This window comes from Sinorhizobium garamanticum (assembly GCF_029892065.1).
Classification (GTDB): domain Bacteria; phylum Pseudomonadota; class Alphaproteobacteria; order Rhizobiales; family Rhizobiaceae; genus Sinorhizobium; species Sinorhizobium garamanticum.
Genome location: NZ_CP120373.1, coordinates 1 through 20374 on the forward strand (window position 1 = coordinate 1; position 20374 = coordinate 20374).

Genomic DNA, 20374 nt, shown 5'->3' on the forward strand with positions numbered 1-20374 from the left:
ATGGCGAAAGCCCGCACCCAGTTCATCTGCCAAAATTGCGGCACCGTCCATTCCCGCTGGGCGGGCAAGTGCGATGGCTGCGGCGAGTGGAACACGATCATCGAGGACGATCCGACCGCGGGCATCGGTGGCGGTCCGTCGCGCGCGCCGAAGAAGGGACGACCGGTCGCGCTCACCACGCTTTCCGGGGAAATCGAGGACGCGCCTCGTATCCAGACCGGGATATCCGAACTCGACCGCGTCACCGGCGGCGGCTTCGTGCGCGGCTCGGCATTGCTCGTCGGTGGCGATCCCGGCATTGGCAAGTCGACCGTGCTGATGCAGGCGGCAGCCGCCCTTTCGCGCCGCAAGCATCGCGTCATCTATGTCTCTGGCGAAGAGGCCATCGCCCAGGTGCGTCTGCGCGCCCAGCGGCTCGGGGCAGCCGACAGCGATGTGCTTCTTGCCGCAGAGACCAATGTCGAGGACATCCTGGCGACGCTTGCCGACGGCAAGCGCCCAGACCTCGTCATTATCGATTCGATCCAGACTCTCTGGAGCGACATCGTCGATTCTGCCCCCGGGACCGTGACCCAGGTACGAACCGGCGTCCAGGCGATGATCCGCTTCGCCAAGCAGACCGGCACGGCAGTCGTGCTCGTGGGCCATGTGACGAAGGAGGGCCAGATCGCCGGCCCGCGTGTCGTCGAGCACATGGTCGACGCCGTGCTCTATTTCGAAGGGGATCGCGGACATCACTACCGCATTCTCAGAACGGTCAAGAACCGCTTCGGTCCGACCGACGAGATCGGCGTGTTCGAGATGTCGGGCAAGGGCCTGCGCGAAGTCGCCAATCCTTCGGAGCTGTTTCTCGGAGAGCGCAACGAGAAGTCACCGGGGGCCGCCGTCTTCGCCGGCATGGAAGGAACCCGGCCGGTGCTGGTGGAAGTGCAGGCGCTCGTCGCGCCGACCTCGCTCGGGACACCGCGCCGTGCGGTCGTCGGCTGGGATTCCGCCCGCCTCTCGATGATCCTCGCGGTGCTTGAAGCCCATTGCGGCGTTCGCCTCGGGCAACACGACGTTTATCTCAATATTGCCGGCGGTTATCGCATTTCCGAGCCTGCCGCCGACCTTGCGGTTGCTTCCGCGCTGGTTTCGTCGCTTGCCGGGCTTGCCCTTCCCGCCGATTGCGTCTATTTCGGCGAAGTCAGCTTGTCGGGCGCCATCCGGCCGGTTGCGCATACCGCCCAACGTCTCAAGGAAGCCGAGAAGCTCGGTTTCTCCCAGGCCGTATTGCCGTCTGCATCGACCGAGCTGCCGAAGAACGGCAACGGCCGGTGGAGCGAAATGGAGAGCCTGCCGGATCTCGTGGCGCGTATCGCCGGATCGCGAAGCGCTCTGAGGCAGGCGGAAGGCGAAGACGAATGACCTCGGCGGGGATCAGCAAGAGCATCCGCAGAAGTGCGCCTTGACAATTGGTCGTGGAAAGACGCTCTGAGTGCGTGCAGACAGGATCGACGGCGGATAAGCTTGGTGTGGCCCGGATCAAGACGGGGTCGGAGTAAGGACAACATGCCCATTACAATTCTCGATGGTATCGTTCTCGCCGTAGCGCTGTTTTCGGCCATCCTCGCCATGGTCCGCGGGTTCTCGCGCGAGGTCCTGTCGGTCGCGAGCTGGGTCGGCGCGGCAGTGGCCGCCTATTTCCTCTATCCCTACCTGCTACCCTACGCCTCGCAATACACCAGCAGTGACACGGTCGCGATGATCGGCTCGGCCGCCGTCATCTTCCTGGTGGCGCTGATCGTCATTTCCTTCATCACGATGCGTATTGCCGACTTCATCATCGACAGCCGCATCGGCGCGCTCGACCGGACCCTTGGCTTCCTGTTCGGCGCCGCCCGCGGCATCCTGCTTGTCGTTGTCGCCATGCTGTTCTTCAACTGGCTGGTTGCACCGCAACAGCAACCGATCTGGGTTACCCAGGCGAAATCGAAGCCGCTGCTCGACAATCTCGGCAACAAGCTGATTGCACTTTTGCCGGAAGAGGCCGACGCCACCATTCTCGACCGTTTGCGCGGCAAGGACACCACGGGCGAAGGCGAACCTGAAACCCCTCCGGGCGCGACCGAACAGCCCCCCGTCGAGGATGCGCCGACGAACGGCTGAGACAGGACATCAGTTTGCGACAAGGCCCGCTATGCGGGCTTTGTCCATTTGGAATAACGCTTGCCACTGTTTTCGGCTAAGATCGCTTGAAGACGGGCAGCCTGATCACGATATGCGCACCGGCATGGAGCAAAAGGCGAACTTGTGATGACCGATCTCAGATCCAGTGAAATCCACGACGAACTCGATGGCGACACCCTGCACGAGGAATGCGGAGTCTTTGGCATTCTGGGACATCCGGATGCAGCCACCCTGACGGCACTTGGATTGCACGCGCTCCAGCATCGCGGCCAGGAAGCGGCCGGTATCGTCACATTCGACGGCAAGCAGTTCTATACCGAAAAGCGCATGGGTCTCGTCGGAGATCACTATACCGACCCCGCAACGCTGGCCAAGCTGCCCGGTTACATTTCGATCGGGCATACGCGCTACTCGACGACCGGCGAGGTCGCGCTGCGCAATGTCCAGCCGCTCTTTGCCGAGCTCGAAGTCGGCGGCATCGCTATCGCCCATAACGGCAACTTCACCAACGGGCTGACGCAGCGCCGCCAATTGATTGCAGACGGCGCGATCTGTCAGTCGACCTCGGACACCGAAGTCGTCCTTCACCTCATCGCCCGCTCCAAGCAAACCTCCTCCTCCGATCGCTTCATCGACGCCATCCGCCAGATGGAAGGCGGCTATTCAATGCTGGCGATGACTCGCACCAAGCTGATTGCCGCACGCGACCCGATCGGTATCCGCCCCCTCGTCATGGGCGAACTCGACGGCAAACCGATCTTCTGCTCGGAGACCTGCGCGCTCGAGATTATTGGCGCCAAGTACATCCGTGATGTCGAAAACGGCGAAGTGGTTATTTGCGAGATCCAGCCGGACGGCTCGATCTCGATCGACGCACGCAAGCCGGAAGCGCGGCAGCCGGAACGGCTCTGCCTCTTCGAATACGTCTATTTCGCCCGCCCGGATTCGGTCGTCGGCGGTCGCAGCGTCTATGTGGCGCGCAAGAATATGGGCGTCAATCTCGCCAAGGAATCGCCGGTCGAGGCGGATGTGGTCGTTCCTGTGCCCGATGGCGGCACTCCGGCCGCGCTCGGCTATGCACAGCAGAGCGGCATTCCCTTCGAATACGGCATCATCCGCAATCACTATGTCGGACGGACGTTCATCGAGCCGACGCAGCAGATCCGGGCGTTCGGCGTCAAGTTGAAGCATTCGGCCAACCGCGCCATGATCAAGGACAAGCGCGTGGTACTCGTCGACGATTCCATCGTGCGCGGGACGACGTCGGTCAAGATCGTACAGATGATCCGCGATGCCGGGGCACGCGAGGTACATATCCGCGTAGCCAGCCCGATGATCTTCCATCCGGACTTCTACGGCATCGATACGCCGGACCGCGACAAACTGCTCGCCAACCAGCACCGCGATCTCGAGTCCATGTGCCGCTTCATCGGCGCCGATTCGCTCGAATTCCTGTCGATCGATGGGCTTTATCAAGCCGTGGGCGGTGTTGCGCGCGATCCCATGGCACCGCAATTCACCGATCATTATTTCACCGGTGACTACCCGACGCGCCTGCTCGACCAAGAAGGCGCGAGCAACGTCCGCAAACTCTCGGTTCTCGCCAGCAACGGATAAAAGACAATCAAATGACGCCTAATCTGAAGGACCGGGTCGCCCTGGTCACCGGCGCATCGCGCGGCATCGGCTATTTCACCGCCCTCGAACTTGCCAAGGCTGGCGCTCACGTCATCGCCTGCGCGCGCACGGTCGGCGGCCTGGAAGAACTGGACGATGCCATCAAGGCGGTCGGCGGCTCCGCCACGCTCGTCCCCTTCGATCTCGCGGACATGGCGGCAATCGACAAGCTTGGAGGAGCGATCCACGAGCGTTGGGGCAAACTCGACATCCTCGTTGCCAATGCCGGTGTGCTCGGCACGATTTCGCCGATCGGCCATGTCGAGGCCAAGGTGTTCGAAAAGGTGATGACGATCAACGTCACCGCGACCTGGCGGCTGATCCGGTCGGTCGAGCCGTTGCTCGTTAAATCCGACGCGGGCCGTGCGCTTATTGTCTCATCGGGTGCTGCGCACAAGTGCAAGCCCTTCTGGGGCCCCTACTCCGCTTCCAAGGCCGCTGTCGAGGCGCTTGCACGCACCTGGGCGCACGAAACCCAGCGGCTGCCGCTGCGCATTCTCAGCGTCGATCCGGGGCCGACCCGCACCGCGATGCGGGCGCAGGCGATGCCGGGCGAGGATCCGGCGACAGTGCCGCATCCCTCCGAAGTCGCGGCGGCGCTGATGCCGCTTCTCGGACCTGACCAGACGGAGACCGGCAAGCTCTTCATCGTGCGCGAAAAGAAGATCGTCGACTATCGCTTGCCGGATTGAGCAACCGGGCTCTGTCCCTGCCCTGTAGTGACCAAGGCCCTCGCGGAGAAAGCAGACCGCAAAGCAATATCTTCGCTTTGGAACCTTCGGCTGTAGCGGCGGTTGCATTCAGTGAAGAGGCGCGACCACGTTGATGGATTATATCTGCCGGCGGCTACTGCGGCTGGTGCCTTCGTCCTCTGAAGCGCAAAAGCGTAAGATTGACAGGCTTGACGAGCGTCCGCCGGAAGACAAGGTCTGAATCTTTCCTGGCTGGTGATGAACAATGATCTGCTGATTACGTTGGGAGTCGCCTCTGCCGCGGCTCTCGCGTCGCCGATGGGTGGGCTGATCGCGATCTCGATCAGGCCGTCCAGCCTGGTGGTTTCGATTACCGTCGGCTTCGCCGCCGGCGTTCTGCTCGGCACTTTCGCGTTTGAAATGATGCCGAAGTCCCTGGAACTGGCCAGTGTCCCGCTCGTGGTCACCGGATTTCTGCTCGGCTTGGCTCTCGTCTACATTCTCGACCTCTACGTCAATCGCTGGCAAATCGCAGGGCCGGCGGCGGATCAAAAGCGTGCGGTCGAGCGCTTGCACCGGCGCTGGAAGCCGCTCGGCGGCAATGTTGCCGTGCTCGCCGGCGGCACGAGTGCGGAAGAACTGATCGAAGGTATGGCGATCGGCGTCGGCGCGGCCTTCGAACCTGGCGTGGCGCTGATCGTGGGTCTGGCCATTTGTATCGACAATCTCAGCGAGGGCATGAGCATCGGTGAATTGATCCTCGACGAGGAGCAGAAGGGCGCGAACCGGCAAATACTCGGGTGGACCTCGCTCATCGCCCTCTCTTTGTTCGTTTCGACTGTGGCCGGGTGGTTCTTTCTGAAGGGGCTTTCGGAAACGGTCCTGGGCTTCCTTTTTGCGATGGGAGCGGGCGGCATGTTCTACCTGACCATTACCGACCTCGTGCCCGAGGCAGAGTCGCATCAGTTCCAGCAGTCCTCGGCGATTGCCAATGCCGTCGGCTTCCTGCTGATGATGGCTCTTGCGGAACTAATCTGATCAGACCGTGCATCTCAGACAATAGCACGGTCCCATCCCCCATAGTGCTCCTCACTGCGCGTCCCGCGCGGCAGGCTGAGTGCGATCAGCGCCAACCCGATCGCGATGTCCGCGAATGCGCCGACCATGCCACCCCCATCAAGCAAAAATGGCGATGCTGCAACCCATGCACCGAGCACGACGTTCAGGAAGCGCACCGGGCGGACGACCTCCGCCATCGCCGTGACCGCGACCATGATGACGGTGGAGCCGACGACGTGATCGCTGTAATAGAGAGGCGGATTACTCCCGAAGGCGAGCGGTGTCGCCATCAATATCGCGCCGAGCAGGACGCTCGCCACCAGCGTCCCGGGGAAATTCACGCCGCCCGTGATGAATTCCTTTAGCAGTTGGGAGGCGGGACGGTCGAGGTCGGGTCCTGGCGTCTGGTTTTCTGAAAGCGCAGGGCCGCCCATCCAGAATGTCCGCCAGAACGGCTCGCCGGCCCTCTTCGCCCGCCACAGATACTGGATTGTCGCTAACACCTCGTCGATTGAATAGGGGATCAGCACGACGGTAACCGCTGCCTGGATGATGCAGAGGGTGCAAAGCGCGCCGATCAGCGGCGGCTGGATAATGATGAAGGAGACACTGACCGCGCCGAGCGGGATGATCAGCAAACCGAACAGCAGCACCATCCAAGGCATCGTGCGCCATCGGCGGCGGTCACCGATCGCGCCGGCAAGGATGTCGAGCGCATAGGCAAAGGCGCCGAGCCCGGCGTCGGCGATCGGGAAGCCCTTCGACACCCACGACGTGACGACGGCCTCGCTGCCATTGCGGACTGGGGCCTCGCCCGGCCCGAAGAACGGGTCCCACAAACCGTCGATATGCCCCATCTGGTAGGCGGCGAGGTAGCGCGAGACGAACAGGCCGACGAAGGCGAGCGCCACGATCGGGATACGCTGGGTGAAGGAGGACGGCGAGTAGCTCCAGCCGAGCGGGCGGTCGTCGTCCGCCGCCAGCGCCCGCCTGCTGATGCCCGGGGTCGGCGGGGTCATTACGGCGAAGACCGGGATCAGCATGCCGGTGAGCGTGTCAATCGCGTACGCAGCGGAATTTGTCGTCCAGAAGACAAGCGGGGCGAACATGATCCAGACGCCAAGACCCGTCGTGATCCATTGCCCCCAGGACCAACGGCGATACATGCCGAACAGCGCGAATGCGACTACGAGCAGTCCGGACACGATCTCGCTCACACCGAGACGCGCATTGCGGATAGCGGCTTCAGCAATCTCGTGCCCCAGCGCGGGAGGTAATGGGGCGCCGACGGGATCAAAAAGACCGAGCGTCATCGGCGAGGCGACAAGCCACAGGCCCAGCGCGACGTTTGACAGCGGCGCCCAGAGCGTACGCAGCCGGTGTTGTTCCACGGCCGCCTCAACCTCTTCGTCGCTGCGCTCCAGCGGTTGGCCGAGCCTCTTTTCGGCCTGCTCGATCTCCGGCTCCGAGGCGGCCACTGCAGAGGGCTCCAACTTGTTCTTCGCGTACCAGTCGGTCGGATCCTCCTTCAGCCGTTCGACTATTTCCGGCAGCGTGTCTGCAAGGCTATGTTTCGGCTTCCAGTCGAGCAGAGTTCGGGCGCGGGAAATGTCGATCTCATAGTGATCGTCCGAATTCTCGATCATCCAGGGTTTGATGTCCGTCTCCTGGTCCAGCACCTCCGTCTGTACCCATGCCCCCGTCTTGGCGAGACCCTTGGGCAGGACGAGCGTGCGCCAGTGCTCGCCATGGATAAGCTCACCGAAGCGTTTCTGCAGATTCCCATAGGACAGGGTTTCTTCCTCGCCGATCAGCATCACGCTTTCGTCCGGCAATACGCCGCGGCGGTCGATGGCGCGCACAAAGACTTCAACCAAATCGTCTTTGTGCAGGTAGGGCTGCCCTGCCCCAAGATCACCACTGAAAACGTAGGCTGTGGGCAGTCGCTCGAAGATGCGGGCGATCTGTTGCGCGATGAATGTGGCGCGGCAGTCCTCGTCATAGACGCCGGCAAGCCGGAGGATCACTGTCTTGATCCTGCGGCGCTCTTTCGCGATCATCGCCTCTGTCTCGGCCTTCGACTTCGGGTAGGCCCAGGACGGTTCGAGCGGAGAGTCCTCGTCGATCGGCACGCCTTTCTCGGGACTCGGAGCGTGCACCAGCAGCGTGCTTGCGAAGATGAACTGCTCTGTCTCCAGCTCTTGCAGTGCGGCGAGCAGCCGGCGCGTTCCCTGAACATTCACCGCATCATACTTCGGGTTGCTCTTGCCGGTCGTGTCGTAGTAGGCGGCGAGATGGATGACCGAGACCAAGTGACCGCCGCTGCGCTCACTCAAGGCCTCTACAGCCGCCTTCACACTGTCATCGGAGGTAAGGTCTATCTCGATCGTTTCGAAGCTGTCGGAAGGTCCTTTCGGAGCGGCCAGGTCGAAGCCGATCACACGGTATGAATCTCGCAAGCCACGGGCGACCGCTTGGCCAAGAAAGCCGCTCGATCCGGTGACGAGAACGGTCGGTCGATTTGTCTCTTTCGGCATGTCGACGCCTTTGCGGGAGGCTCTTCGCAAACGTCCGTTCCAACGGGAATGTTCCGATTTAAGGAAACATGCAGTTCCCCTCTTCCCGCAGGCGGGAAGAGGGGATTACCCGGTTGTAGCCCGCTTCCAGGCGGAACATTGCCGCGAGTCCCCTTCGCCCGCTCGCGGGGAGGAGGTGCCGGCAGGCGGATGAGGTGCACACCTAACCGCCAAATGCGCGGGAATCCCGCTTACGCCCCACTCTCGTCGTTGTCGCCGGGCAGTCCATCGCCGCCGTGCGCCGGGTGTGCCGGCCAGTCGCCATATTTGCGCTGCCAGGAGCGAGCGCCGAACGGCAGGCTGATCAGATAGGCGAGCGCCGTCACCACCATCGTTTCCCAGGTATAGGTCATCAGCGTCGCGACATAGAAGACGGCAACGAGGATGGCCGGCAGGACGAGATCGCGGCGCAGTCGGTTCTCCGACTTGCCGGACCAGACCGGCAGGCGGCTGACCAGAAGGAAGGCAATCAACACCGTATAGGCCGAAGCGATGAGCGCAAACAGCCGCTCCGGCGCAAGGCCGAGCAGACCGAGATAGACCGGCAGTAGCACCAGCATGGCGCCGGCGGGTGCTGGAACACCGACGAAATATTCCGACTGCCAGGATGCCTTGACCTGGCGCTCGGCCATGACGTTGAAGCGTGCCAGTCGCAATCCTGTGGCAATCGCGTAGATCAATGCGGCGATCCAACCGATCGACCGCGCTTGGTCAAGCACGAAAACATAAAGAACCAGGGCCGGAGCGACGCCGAAATTGATGATGTCTGCGAGCGAATCCATCTGGCCACCGAAGCTCGACGTCGCCTTGAGCAGGCGGGCGACCCGTCCATCGATACCGTCCAGAAACGCTGCAAACAGCACCATGGCGACTGCCAGTTCGACACGGTTCTCGAAGGCGAGCCGGATGCCGGACAGGCCGGCGCAGATCGCCAGCACGGTAATCATGTTGGGGATCATCAGGCGAAGCGGAATTTCGCGCAGACGCGGCCCGCGCGCCTTGTCGTTCGATCCATCCGCCTCCGCGGCCGTTTGCACCGCTTCCGTCGGCTTTTCGTGCTGGGGCTCTTCCATGACGGCTCCTATGCGCGGCGGCTGACCACCGGCCCCTTCGCGGAGCCGAATTCAGCAAGCACTGTTTCGCCGGCGACGGCGGTCTGCCCGACGCTGACACGCGGTTCGGCTCCTTCTGGCAGAAACACATCAAGCCGGGAGCCGAACCGGATGAGGCCGAAGCGCTCGCCCGCTTCGAGCGGCGCGTTTTGTGCTGTCCAGCAGAGAATGCGCCGAGCTACGAGGCCGGCAATCTGGACCACGCCGATTTCGCCGTGCTTTGTCTCGATAACGAGGCCATTGCGTTCGTTTTCGTGGCTGGCCTTGTCGAGCTCGGCGTTTACGAACCTGCCGGCCCGATAGGCGATGCGGCGCACGGTTCCACTCATCGGAGCGCGGTTCACATGGCAATTGAAGACATTCATGAAAACCGAGATGCGCAGCATCGGCGTCGACCCCAGGCCCAATTCATCCGGCGGCGTCACCACTGCAATCGAGGAGACGCGGCCATCGGCTGGGCTGATCACGAGGTCGTCGTCGATCGGCGTCATGCGTTCGGGATCGCGGAAGAAGTAGGCGCACCACGCGGTCAACAGGAAGCCGATCCACATCAGCGGTTCCCACAGCAAGCCAAGCACCAGCGATACAACGAAGAAGATCGCAATGAAGCGATAGCCTTCCTTGTGCACCGGAACGAGCGTGTTACGCACCGTGTTGACCAAGCTCATGAACTCTACTCCAGATTTGACTTGGAACGTGACCTACAGCGCCGCACGTCTAATCAGACGCACAAAGGACGCTGTAGCACTTTGAATTGCTGCATGTTTCCTTAAATCGGCTACGATTTAAGGAAACATGCAGTAGCGCGAAATCCGGACTCCGGCAACGTCGAAGCGGCAACAATCGGCACCGCGCGCTCGCCACCCATCGTCAGGCGGCTGGCTGGCCACGGTCGACGATGCCCAGATCGTCGCTCTCGCGCACTCGCTTCAACTGCTCTTCCGCCTGTGTCGCCTCGCGCTGGCGGCTCCACATGGAAGCGTAAAGGCCATCGCGATCGATCAGTTCCCCGTGCGTACCGCGCTCGGCGATGACGCCGTCCTTGAGGACGATGATCTCGTCCGCATGGATGACCGTCGACAGGCGGTGGGCGATGACGAGCGTCGTGCGGTTGCGGGACACGATGTCCAGTGCCGCCTGAATTTCCTGTTCGGTCTTGGTATCGAGCGCGGATGTCGCCTCGTCGAGGATAAGGATCGGCGGTGCCTTCAGGATCGTGCGCGCGATCGCCACGCGCTGCTTTTCGCCACCTGAAAGCTTCAGCCCACGTTCGCCGACCATGGCCCGGAAACCTTCCGGAAGGCTGCGGATGAAATCAGCGATCTGCGCCGCCTCGGCAGCCGCCTCGACATCAGAGTCGGACGCCTCGATGCGACCGTAGCGGATGTTGTAGGCGATCGTATCGTTGAAGAGCACCGTGTCCTGCGGGACCATGCCGATCACCGCGCGCAGGCTTTTCTGAGTCACGTCGCGAACGTCCTGTCCGTCGACGGTGATCGATCCCCCCTGAACATCGTAGAAGCGGTAAAGCAGCCGCGACAATGTCGACTTGCCCGCTCCGGACGGTCCAACGACCGCCACCGTCTTGCCGGCGGGAACGTCAATGGAAATCCCCTTGAGGATGGGGCGGGCAGGATCGTAGGCGAAATGCACGTCCGTGAAGGAGATCGCGCCCTTGTCGATCATTAGCTCCTTCGCGTCCGGCTTATCGACCACCTCCGCCTGAACATCGAGCAGATCGAACATGTGCTCGATATCGGTCAGGCCCTGGCGGATTTCGCGGTAGACAAAGCCGATGAAATTCAGCGGGATGGCAAGTTGGATCAGCATGGCGTTGACGAAGACGAAATCACCGATCGTCTGATCGCCGCGCTGCACCGCGAGCGCCGATATCGTCATCATCACGGCGGTACCCGCGCCGAAGATCAGCGCCTGACCGAAGTTCAGCCAGCCGAGCGAAGTCCAGACCTGGGTCGCGGCGCGCTCGTAACGCTCCATCGACTTGTCGAAGCGCTTGGCCTCCATCTCTTCGTTGCCGAAATATTTGACGGTCTCGAAGTTAAGGAGCGAGTCGATCGCCTTGGTGTTCGCGTCGGTGTCGCTGTCGTTCATCGAGCGGCGAATAGCGATGCGCCAGTCGCTGGCGCGCACCGTGAACCAGATGTAGAGCCAGACCGTTACGGCCGTCACGAAGAGATAGCTGAAGCCATAACCCCACCAGAAGATCACCGCCGTCAGCAGGAATTCGATGAGCGTCGGAACGCTGTTCAGGATGGTAAACCGGACGATCGTCTCGATGCCCTTGGTCCCCCGCTCGATAATGCGCGAAAGCCCGCCCGTGCGCCGCTCGAGATGAAAGCGGAGCGAGAGCTGATGCATGTGGACGAAGGTCCTGTAGGCAAGCTGCCGCACGGCATGCTGGCCTACGCTCGCGAAGAGTGCGTCACGCAGTTGGTTCAGACCCGCCTGCAGCAGACGCGCGAGGTTGTAGGCGAGCACCAGCATGACCGCGCCGGTCAGGAACTGCGGCAGAGAGGCCAGTGCGTCCGGCCTGCTGTTGAGGGCGTCGGTGGCCCACTTGAAGAAATAGGGAACGAGAATAAGGACGACCTTGGCGATCACGAGAATCACCGTCGCCCACACCACCCGCATTTTCAGATCCGCGCGATCGGCCGGCCACATATAGGGCCAGAGGTTCGCGATGGTCTCCAACGGATTGCTCGTGTTGGCGGAAACCGTCTTTTTCTGGTTTTGGGGTGCCACGTCTCAGTCCGCTTCCGGTTCTACTGCATGTTTCCTTAAATCGGAGCCGATTCAAGGATAAAACATGCGGCAATTCAAAGTGCTACAGCGTCCTTTGTGCGTCTGAGAAGACGCACGGCGCTGTAGATCGTCAATGAAAAGCGGCGCCTTTTAGAGACGCCGCGTTTTCTGACAGATAGGTCCGCATGCCTCTCGCCGCAATGGAATTGCCGGCAAGAGGCGGACTATTCTTCGTGCTTCACGTGCTTGCGGTGTATTTCCCGCGATTCGTCTTCGGACATCGCCTCGTCGGGAACACCGAAAACCTGGCCTGGACGGATCAAGTCGGGATTTTCGATCTGCTCCCGGTTGGCAAGGTAGATCGTCGTGTAGCGAACCCCTGCCCCGTAAACCCGGCGCGAAATCTGCCACAGCGTGTCGCCGCGGCGGATGATGACCGAGGTCTTGCTCTCCTTGAGCGGAGCCTGCTCGATCGTCGCGGGCTGCCCGGGTGTCTCGACCGATGTCGATGCTGCCGCCTGTTCGGAAGCCGGCGCTGCGGCAGCACTGCCGGCACCTTCGACCACCGGCGGCACCGCCGGCTTGGCGGCGTCCGCCGTCGTCGTGGCCCCAGGCTCAACAACCGCCTCGGCGACAGCACTCGGCCGGGTCAGTGCAGGGCCAACCGTTGCCTCAACCTCTGCCAGTGCCGTCGCGACGCTAGCCGGGTCCTGCTGTGACGACTTGAGCACCGCCAGTGCATCGGCTGCGGCTTTTGATGCCGCGGCTGCGGCGGAAGCCAGCGCCTCGTTTGCGTTGTCCGCCGGTTTGAAGTCGGCGAGCGATTGCAGCGCGAATTCCGTGGCCGAACGGGCCGCCGCAAGCTGCTCGGCGGAGGGCCGTTTGCCGTCGGCGAAAAGTCCCTGCAGCAATGCAACCGCCTTCCTCGCCTCGCTCCGCAAGCGATCAAGCCCGTTGCTCGCCGCCTCCGACTGCTGGCCAGCGACGGCTGCCACCTGACTGCCTGCCGGTCGGTCGAAGGGCACCGATGCGCGCATCGCCACCTTGCCGCCGTTCTCGTTCAGCATGTCGGCCCGGATGACGTGGCTGCCGACAGCCAGATCGATCGAGCCGTCGACGACGAATTTGCCCTTGTCGTCGGCCTTCATCTCGCCGACGAACTTGTCATCGGCATAGATGCGCACCAGCGCGCCAGGCCTGGCGTTGCCGGCAACGTACATCGTCCCGCCCTCGATCTCGACAGCGGTAACCTGAAGACCCGGAACGCCAGCGGGTTTGGCCGGCGCCTCGATTTTGCCCGCTGGCTCACCGCCTTGCGCATTCGGTTGAACAGCAGCTTCCGCCGGCTTTGCACCGACCTCAGGCGTGGTGATCAGGCGGCTCGCTTCGCCGGGCTTGGACACCATTGCCAGCAACTGGCCGGTCGAGTCCTTCGGCACGGAGACCGTTGCCACTTCTTCGGACGTTTTGGTCGCGCCACCCGCACCGACACTGCGCAGCGTCAGCTGGTGGTCGCCGGCGACAAGGGGCTCGTCAAAGACGGCGGCGAAATCGCCGGCGGCGCCGACGTCCGCCGTGCCGATAACGGTATTGCCGCTGAGGATTTCGAGTTTGGTGCCAGGCTGGGCGCGCCCGGCAATGACGGTCGATCCATCAGGCTCGACGCGAAGGATGTCGAAGCCCGGTACCGTCCAGTTCGCAGGATTGGACACGTCAGCGGTCGCCTTGCTCACGACATCCGGCGCACCCGCCTGACCTTCCGGCGCGCCCGGGGAGGTTTCGACCTTGGCCGCCGACTTCGTCTCGGCCGACTGGCCGCCGCTCGCTGTCGGCTGTGCGGCCTGCTCCTTGTCGTCGTTACGCAGATTTGGCTGGACCACGAAAACCATCAAGGCGGTCGCGGCTGCCAAGACGCTCAGCGCCACCCAACCGGCTTTGTTCTTCATCATGCTACTCTCCACACGGGGCGGAGCAATACAACGCTCCGCGCATGTCCCCTTTTATCGGCCCGCGGCGCGGACCTTTTTTGCCATTATAGCGCAACAGCGGCCTACCCGTCCGAATTCTTCAACGTATTACTGAAATTGCTAACGTTTCCTATAGTTTCATACAAGCTCCCAAGTCTCATGCGGGCCTCATTGCGGCTGCTTTATCCCTCATTTTTCTTGACCGATGCTGCGCTGCAATGTTTTTTGGCTCCATGATCAAACAAAACACCCCGATTCGATCGATCTGCGTCTACTGCGGTTCTCAGCCAGGACGAGATGCGGACCACATACAGGCCGGTCGCACACTGGGAAAATCGATCGCCGATCATGGCCTGCGCCTCGTCTATGGCGGCGGCACGCGCGGCATTATGGGCGCGGTGGCAAGCGGCGTGCTTTCGGCAGGCGGCGAGGTTACCGGCATCATTCCGGAATTCCTCATGGACAAGGAAGCAACCCGCCATTCACTGGGACAGCTCAACGAACTCGTTGTCACCGCCGATATGCATGAGCGCAAGCACAAGATGTTCGAGCGTTCCGATGCATTCGTGGCGCTGCCGGGCGGCATCGGCACGCTTGAGGAAATCGTCGAAGTCATGACCTGGGCGCAGCTCGGCCGCCACAGGAAGCCGATGGTCTTCGGCAACATCAACAGCTTCTGGAACCCGATGCTGGAACTGTTGCAGCATATGCGCGATCAGGGATTCGTGCACACGGCCCATCTCGTCCAGCCATTGGTGGTCGACCGGGCAGAAGACATCGTCCCCGCAATTCTCGCCTCGACCGCCGGGATGGGTCGCGAGGGCGAGACAGAGATCATTTCCAAGCTCTAGATCACGATGATTTTGGGTCCAATCGACCCGAAATCATAAACGTGAGCGATTCTAATAAGTTAGAGCGTGATGCCGGCGGAAAACCGCGCACACTTTTCCTCATCCCGCTCTAGAAGCGCCGCCGGTCGATCACATTTGCGCGTCCGCAAGGACGCGCGACGCTATTCTACTCAGCCGGAGCCGGCTGCGCCGCGCGACGAGCTCTGCTTTCGGCAAGCATAGCACCCGAATAGACAACGAGTGCGGCCCAGATCAGCGCAAAGGCGATGAGTTTCGCCGTCCCGAAGGGCTCGTGAAAGACGAAGACCGCAATGACGAAGATCATCGTCGGGGCGATATACTGCATGATGCCGATGGTGGAGAGCCGCAAGAGCTTCGCGCCATTGGCATAGATCATCAGCGGCACGGCCGTGACGATGCCGCAGGAGAGCAACCACAGGACATCGGCAACACCGGTATCGCCAAAGTGGCCCTGGCCGGTGGCTTCGAGCCAGATGATGTAGCCAATTGCCGGAATGCTGAGCAGCAGCACCTCGAGGAAGAAGCCCTGGTTCGGTCCGATCGGGAGCGTCTTGCGAAAAAACGCGTAGAAGCCCCAGGAGATGCAAAGCCCGATCGAGACCCATGGCAGGCCGCCGGCATCGAACGCGAGCACGGCGACGGCGATAGCGGCGAGCGCGATCGCCACCATTTGTGCCGCGTTCGGCCTTTCCTTGAGGAGAACCGCACCGAGGAAGATCGAAAACAGCGGATTGATGTAATAGCCGAGTGCCGTCTCGATCGCCCGGCCGGCACCGATCGCCCAGACATAGATGCCCCAGTTGATTGTGATGAGCACAGCGGTGAGTGTCGCCATTCTCAGCATGCTCGGGGACCTGAGCGCCGTCTTCAGCTCTTGCGTGCGACCGAGCAACAACAACACGAGGCCAGCAAGGGGCACGGACCACACGATGCGATGGGCGACGACTTCCGGCGCCGGGATGTGTGCCACCGCCTTCATGAAGAACGGCAGGAAGCCCCAGAGCAGATAGGCGGAAAGCGCAAAAGCGAACCCCTTGGCGGAATCGGTATTTTCGGCGGGGATCTTCGCGTTGGGCTCGGCCATGATCTTTTTCCTGAAAGCCTCACTGGAGCCGCGCGAAGGTCCGCAACCGCTCCGGCATCAATCAACGGCCGGGCCTCAGTGGACCGCCGTTCCTTCAGCGTCCTACTCCAACGAATGGTGATACACCAATTCATTTCCGTGAAACGAAGAGTAAGAGCCGCTTAATATCGCGCGAGTGATAGCACACTTCACCCCCCTCTTCCCGGCAGGCAGAGGGAGTGAGGCTAGCGCGAGCCTGAAAAAAGCAACCGCGAAGCTGCCCCTACTCCGCCGCAATCAAGCCGATCCGATCGCGGTTCTTAAGCAGCTTGTAGACGATACTATCCATAAGCGCCTGGAAGGACGCGTCGATGATGTTGTCGGAAACGCCGACCGTCCACCAGCGCGCACCGGTGCGGTCGGTCGATTCGATCAGGACGCGCGTGACCGCCTCGGTACCGCCGTTGAGGATGCGCACCTTGTAGTCGGCAAGCTCGAGATCGGCGATCTCCGACTGGTATTTGCCGAGGTCCTTGCGTAACGCAAGGTCGAGCGCATTGACCGGACCGTGGCCTTCGGCAACGGACATCATGACTTCCCCATCGACGACGACCTTGACCACCGCTTCCGAGACGGTCTTCAAGTTGCCGTTCGCATCGAAACGCCGTTCGACCATCACGCGGAAGCTCTCGACGTGGAAGAAATCGGGGACGGTCCCGAGGATGCGGCTTGCGAGCAAGGCAAAACTCGCATCCGCACCCTCGTAAGCATAGCCGGTGGCCTCACGCTCCTTGACGATAGCGATCAGCTTGTCGAGCCTCGGGTCGTCCTTGGCGACGCTGATGCCGCGCCGCTTGAGTGCATTGATGAAATTTGCCTTGCCGCCCTGGTCCGAGACCATGACCCTGCGCAGATTGCCGACGCTTTCGGGCGCGACATGCTCGTAGGTTTTGGGGTCCTTCAACAGGGCTGAAGCGTGGATCCCTGCCTTGGTCGCAAAGGCCGATGCGCCGACATAGGGCGCCTGCGGATCCGGCGAGCGGTTCAAAAGCTCGTCGAATGCATGGGCGAGCGTCGTCAATTCCTGCAGTTTTTCCGAATCGACCCCGGTTTCGAAGCGACTCGAATAAGTTTCCTTCAGTGCCAGCGTCGCAATCAGGGTCACGAGATTGGCATTGCCGCAGCGTTCGCCGATTCCGTTCAGCGTTCCCTGGATCTGGCGGACACCGGCCTCCACCGCGGCAAGCGAATTCGCCACCGCCTGGCCGGTGTCATTGTGGGAATGGATGCCGAGATTGGCGCCGGGCACGCCTCCGGCGATCACGGCGCCAACGATCTCCCGCACCTCCGGCGGCTGCGTGCCGCCATTGGTATCGCACAGCACGACCCAGCGCGCTCCTGCCTCAAGTGCCGTTCGCGCACAGGCAAGCGCATAGGCCGGGTTTGCCTTGTAGCCGTCGAAGAAATGCTCGCAATCGACCATGGCCTCGCGGCCGGAGGCGACAACGGCCTCGACCGAGGCGCGGATATTGTCGAGGTTCTCCTCGTTCGAGCAGCCGAGCGCTACGTCGACATGATAGTCCCAGCTCTTGGCGACGAGACAGATCGCATCGCTCTTGGCATCGAGCAAGGCGCGCAGACCCGGGTCGTTGGAGGCAGAGACGCCGGCACGCTTGGTCATGCCGAACGCCACGAATGATGCCTTCTGCGTGCGCGTCCGCTTGAAGAACTCCGTGTCCGTCGGGTTGGCACCCGGGTAGCCGCCTTCGACATAGTCCATGCCGAATTCGTCGAGCATGGTCGCAATCGCAATCTTGTCCTCGACCGAAAAATCGATGCCGGGCGTCTGCTGCCCGTCCCGAAGCGTGGTGTCGAAGAGATAGATGCGTTCCCTGGTCATGGCTCAGTTCCAACGTGCTAATAAGTCAGCGCGGAATGCCTGCGAAAAACCGCAGACACTTTCCGTACTATTCCGTCTTGCCTGCAAATTTGTCCGTCGCTCGGATCAGGCGGTCGAGAATGCCCGGCTCCGAATAGGCATGTCCCGCTCCCTCGATCAGATGGAATTCCGCCTCCGGCCAGGCCTTGTGCAACTGCCAGGCATATTTGGCCGGGCACGGCATGTCGTAGCGGCCATGCACGATCAAGCCCGAAATGCCGTGAAGCTTGTGCGCGTCGCGCAGCAACTGCCCCTCCTCCAGCCAGCCGGCATTGACGAAGAAATGGTTTTCGATCCGGGCAAAGGCGTGGGCGAATTCCTCATCCTCGAACTTCCCGCTCGTCTCCGGTTCCGGTAGCAGCGTAATCGTCTCGCCCTCCCAGATGCTCCAGGCTTTGGCGGCGGCAAGCCGGGTCGCGCGGTCCCCGCTCGTCAGCCGGCGATGATAGGCGAGCATCATCTCGTGGCGTTCTTCCGGCGGTATTGGGGCGACGAAGCGTTCCCACTTGTCCGGGAACATTTCCGAGACGCCGAACTGATAGTACCAGTCGAGTTCGGCCTTGGTCAGCGTATAGATGCCCCGGACGACGAGTTCGGAAACACGGTCCGGGTGGGTCTCGGCATAGGCAAGCGCCAGCGTCGAGCCCCAGGAGCCGCCAAAAACCAGCCATTTTTCAACGCCGGCCAACTCACGCAAGCGTTCGATATCGGCAACGAGATGCCACGTCGTATTCGCCTCGATCTCCGCGTGTGGCGTGGACTTGCCGCAGCCGCGCTGATCGAACAGCGTGACGTCGTAAAGTGCTGGGTTGAAAAGGCGACGGTGGTTCGGCGAGATCGTGCCGCCGGGTCCGCCATGCAGGAAGACCGCCGGCTTTGCCCCGGGCGTCCCCACGCGCTCCCAATAAATCACGTGGCCGTGGCCCACGTCGAGGCGCCCGGAGGCATAGGGTTCGATTTCCGGATAAAGGGTACGCAATGGAACGCTCACAACAGGTCTTCCTTGGGTGGCCAATGCACGGTGTCGTAGTCGGGATGCTGGCGGTTCGATTCCAGCACAACCAGGTGACGCGCGGCCGATGCTTCGCTGCGGTCGTCGGTCTCCTTTTCAGGAAGACGCGGCAGATGAGAAAACCACAACACACGCGACTCGATTCCGGACTGATAGATCGGCTGCACGTCGTCCGGATCGTCGAGTGAGCCAAGTGCGATGTTCAAAAAATCCTCGCCCGGCATGTCGTAGAAGAGCGGCGTGCCGCAATCGCGGCAGAAGCCGCGCCGGACGAGATCCGACGACTGGAACCAGGACGGCTGTCCGCGGGTGATCAGAAAATCGTCCCGCTTGATGTTGGCGAGCGGCATGAAGTAGTTGCCCGCTGCCTTCTGGCACATGCGGCAATGGCAAAGATGCGGATCGTCGAGCGTGCCCTCGGCCCGATATCGCACCGCCCCGCACTGGCAGCCGCCGGTAAAGATTCGTCTGATCATCACTTCCAAGCCCCTCCCGCCGGCCACTGATCCGTCTCATGGTCGGGGTGCTGGAAGGAGATGATCTGTTCCTGCCGGGCGTAATAGTCCGGGTCTTCGTGCACCGGCTGCTCGAAAATCGTTTCGACCCAGGGCAGCCTTGAGGCGTAATTGACCTGGATTTTCGGAGCGAGGTCGGAACGGTCATCAAAGGCGCCGATCGCGATTTCGAGGCCGCCCGGATGCCGATAGGTCAGCGGCGTGCCGCATTTCGGGCAGAAGCCGCGATCGATATTGACGGAAGACTGGAAGTAGCTCGGTTCGTCGCGGGTCCATTCGACCCCCTCCTTCGGGGCCGTAACGAGAGCCGAAAAGAACGATCCGAACTGCTTCTGACACATGCGGCAGTGGCAGATCGACGGTCGGCCAAGCTTTCCATGGATGCGAAAGCGCACGGCTCCGCATTGGCATCCTCCTGTTCGTACAGCATCGGTCATCGCTTTGCCTCCGGTGGCCAGGTTTCGGTGTCGTGATCGGGGTGCTGATAGGAAACGAGATCAGCGAGAAAAGAGTCCGCCGCCACATCGGCCATGGTCTCTTCGCCCGGCAGTTCGTGCACCCGGTCGACATAGGGCAGCTTTGCCTCGATGCCCCACTGGATCGTCGGTACGATGCCTTGAGGCCTGTCGAAGGCTGCGATCGCCAGTGCCATGCCATCCGGCGCCTCATAGGTCAGCGGCGTGCCGCAATCACCGCAGAAACCGCGCCAGACGGCGTTCGACGACTGGAAGCGCCTGCGCTCGCCGCGCGTCCATGTGACCTTCGCTCCGCGCACGGAGACGAGCGGCAGATAGAAGTTTCCGCTCGCCTTCTGGCACATGCGGCAATGGCAAACCGAGGCGTCGCCGAGCTCTCCCTCGACGCAAAAGCGGATGGCGCCACATTGGCATCCGCCAGTATGGATTTCGTCCGTCATATCACGCTCCTCTTCCTTCCGCCGGGATCGTCGCCTTATTGT

General features: G+C 61.9%; 17 protein-coding genes. 6 read left to right on the plus strand and 11 right to left on the minus strand.

The window, feature by feature from the left end; all coding sequences use genetic code 11:
- From radA to PZN02_RS00025, 5 genes are all read left to right on the plus strand, one after another.
- The gene (gene radA, locus PZN02_RS00005) at positions 1–1407 is read left to right on the plus strand and encodes a DNA repair protein RadA (protein WP_280659613.1); all 1407 of its coding nucleotides are present in this window, start codon (positions 1–3) and stop codon (positions 1405–1407) included.
- Positions 1408–1551: 144 nt separating this feature from the next.
- Positions 1552–2148, plus strand: coding sequence for a CvpA family protein (locus PZN02_RS00010; RefSeq protein WP_280659614.1), 597 nt, complete (start codon positions 1552–1554; stop codon positions 2146–2148).
- Between the two features lie 147 nt (positions 2149–2295).
- Complete coding sequence (gene purF, locus PZN02_RS00015) at positions 2296–3786, plus strand: amidophosphoribosyltransferase (protein WP_280659615.1); 1491 nt, start codon at positions 2296–2298, stop codon at positions 3784–3786.
- An 11-nt stretch (positions 3787–3797) separates the two neighbouring features.
- On the plus strand, positions 3798–4538 hold the full coding sequence (locus tag PZN02_RS00020) for an SDR family NAD(P)-dependent oxidoreductase (protein WP_280659616.1): 741 nt from the start codon (positions 3798–3800) through the stop codon (positions 4536–4538).
- A 258-nt stretch (positions 4539–4796) separates the two neighbouring features.
- Positions 4797–5576 carry a ZIP family metal transporter gene (locus PZN02_RS00025; protein ID WP_280659617.1) on the plus strand — a complete coding sequence of 260 codons (780 nt, stop codon included), beginning with the start codon at positions 4797–4799 and terminating at the stop codon, positions 5574–5576.
- Positions 5577–5590: 14 nt separating this feature from the next.
- Here the strand turns inward: PZN02_RS00025 and PZN02_RS00030 are convergent, their stop codons facing one another.
- From PZN02_RS00030 to PZN02_RS00050, 5 genes are all read right to left on the minus strand, one after another.
- Positions 5591–8134 carry an NAD-dependent epimerase/dehydratase family protein gene (locus tag PZN02_RS00030; protein ID WP_280659618.1) on the minus strand — a complete coding sequence of 848 codons (2544 nt, stop codon included), beginning with the start codon at positions 8132–8134 and terminating at the stop codon, positions 5591–5593.
- Positions 8135–8364: 230 nt separating this feature from the next.
- Complete coding sequence (pssA, locus tag PZN02_RS00035; RefSeq protein WP_280659619.1) at positions 8365–9246, minus strand: CDP-diacylglycerol--serine O-phosphatidyltransferase; 882 nt, start codon at positions 9244–9246, stop codon at positions 8365–8367.
- Between the two features lie 8 nt (positions 9247–9254).
- Positions 9255–9953 carry a phosphatidylserine decarboxylase gene (locus PZN02_RS00040; RefSeq protein WP_280659620.1) on the minus strand — a complete coding sequence of 233 codons (699 nt, stop codon included), beginning with the start codon at positions 9951–9953 and terminating at the stop codon, positions 9255–9257.
- Between the two features lie 202 nt (positions 9954–10155).
- On the minus strand, positions 10156–12048 hold the full coding sequence (locus tag PZN02_RS00045; protein ID WP_280659621.1) for an ABCB family ABC transporter ATP-binding protein/permease: 1893 nt from the start codon (positions 12046–12048) through the stop codon (positions 10156–10158).
- A 224-nt stretch (positions 12049–12272) separates the two neighbouring features.
- A complete protein-coding gene (locus PZN02_RS00050) occupies positions 12273–13997 on the minus strand; it encodes a LysM peptidoglycan-binding domain-containing protein (RefSeq protein WP_280659622.1) in 1725 nt (574 codons plus the stop codon).
- Between the two features lie 251 nt (positions 13998–14248).
- Here PZN02_RS00050 and PZN02_RS00055 point away from each other — a divergent pair, with 251 nt between their 5' ends.
- The gene (locus PZN02_RS00055; RefSeq protein WP_280659623.1) at positions 14249–14866 is read left to right on the plus strand and encodes an LOG family protein; all 618 of its coding nucleotides are present in this window, start codon (positions 14249–14251) and stop codon (positions 14864–14866) included.
- 166 nt (positions 14867–15032) lie between these two features.
- Here the strand turns inward: PZN02_RS00055 and rarD are convergent, their stop codons facing one another.
- The 6 genes from rarD to PZN02_RS00085 all read right to left on the minus strand — a co-directional run bounded on the left by rarD (position 15033) and on the right by PZN02_RS00085 (position 20332).
- Positions 15033–15971 (minus strand): EamA family transporter RarD, encoded by a 939-nt coding sequence (rarD, locus tag PZN02_RS00060; RefSeq protein ID WP_280659624.1) that lies wholly within the window; start codon positions 15969–15971, stop codon positions 15033–15035.
- A gap of 262 nt (positions 15972–16233) precedes the next feature.
- On the minus strand, positions 16234–17850 hold the full coding sequence (cimA, locus tag PZN02_RS00065; RefSeq protein ID WP_280659625.1) for a citramalate synthase: 1617 nt from the start codon (positions 17848–17850) through the stop codon (positions 16234–16236).
- 67 nt (positions 17851–17917) lie between these two features.
- Positions 17918–18880: a prolyl aminopeptidase gene (gene pip, locus PZN02_RS00070; RefSeq protein WP_280659626.1), complete on the minus strand. Its 963-nt coding sequence runs from the start codon at positions 18878–18880 to the stop codon at positions 17918–17920.
- A complete protein-coding gene (locus tag PZN02_RS00075) occupies positions 18877–19377 on the minus strand; it encodes a GFA family protein (protein ID WP_280661562.1) in 501 nt (166 codons plus the stop codon). The genes pip and PZN02_RS00075 overlap by 4 nt, the downstream gene beginning before the upstream one ends.
- Positions 19377–19853, minus strand: a complete 477-nt coding sequence (locus tag PZN02_RS00080; protein WP_280659627.1) for a GFA family protein — start codon at positions 19851–19853, stop codon at positions 19377–19379. Before PZN02_RS00080 ends, PZN02_RS00075 begins: the two co-directional genes overlap by 1 nt.
- Entirely contained in the window at positions 19850–20332 is a 483-nt protein-coding gene (locus PZN02_RS00085; RefSeq protein WP_280659628.1) for a GFA family protein, read from the minus strand. The genes PZN02_RS00080 and PZN02_RS00085 overlap by 4 nt, the downstream gene beginning before the upstream one ends.
- Positions 20333–20374: the final 42 nt, after the last annotated feature.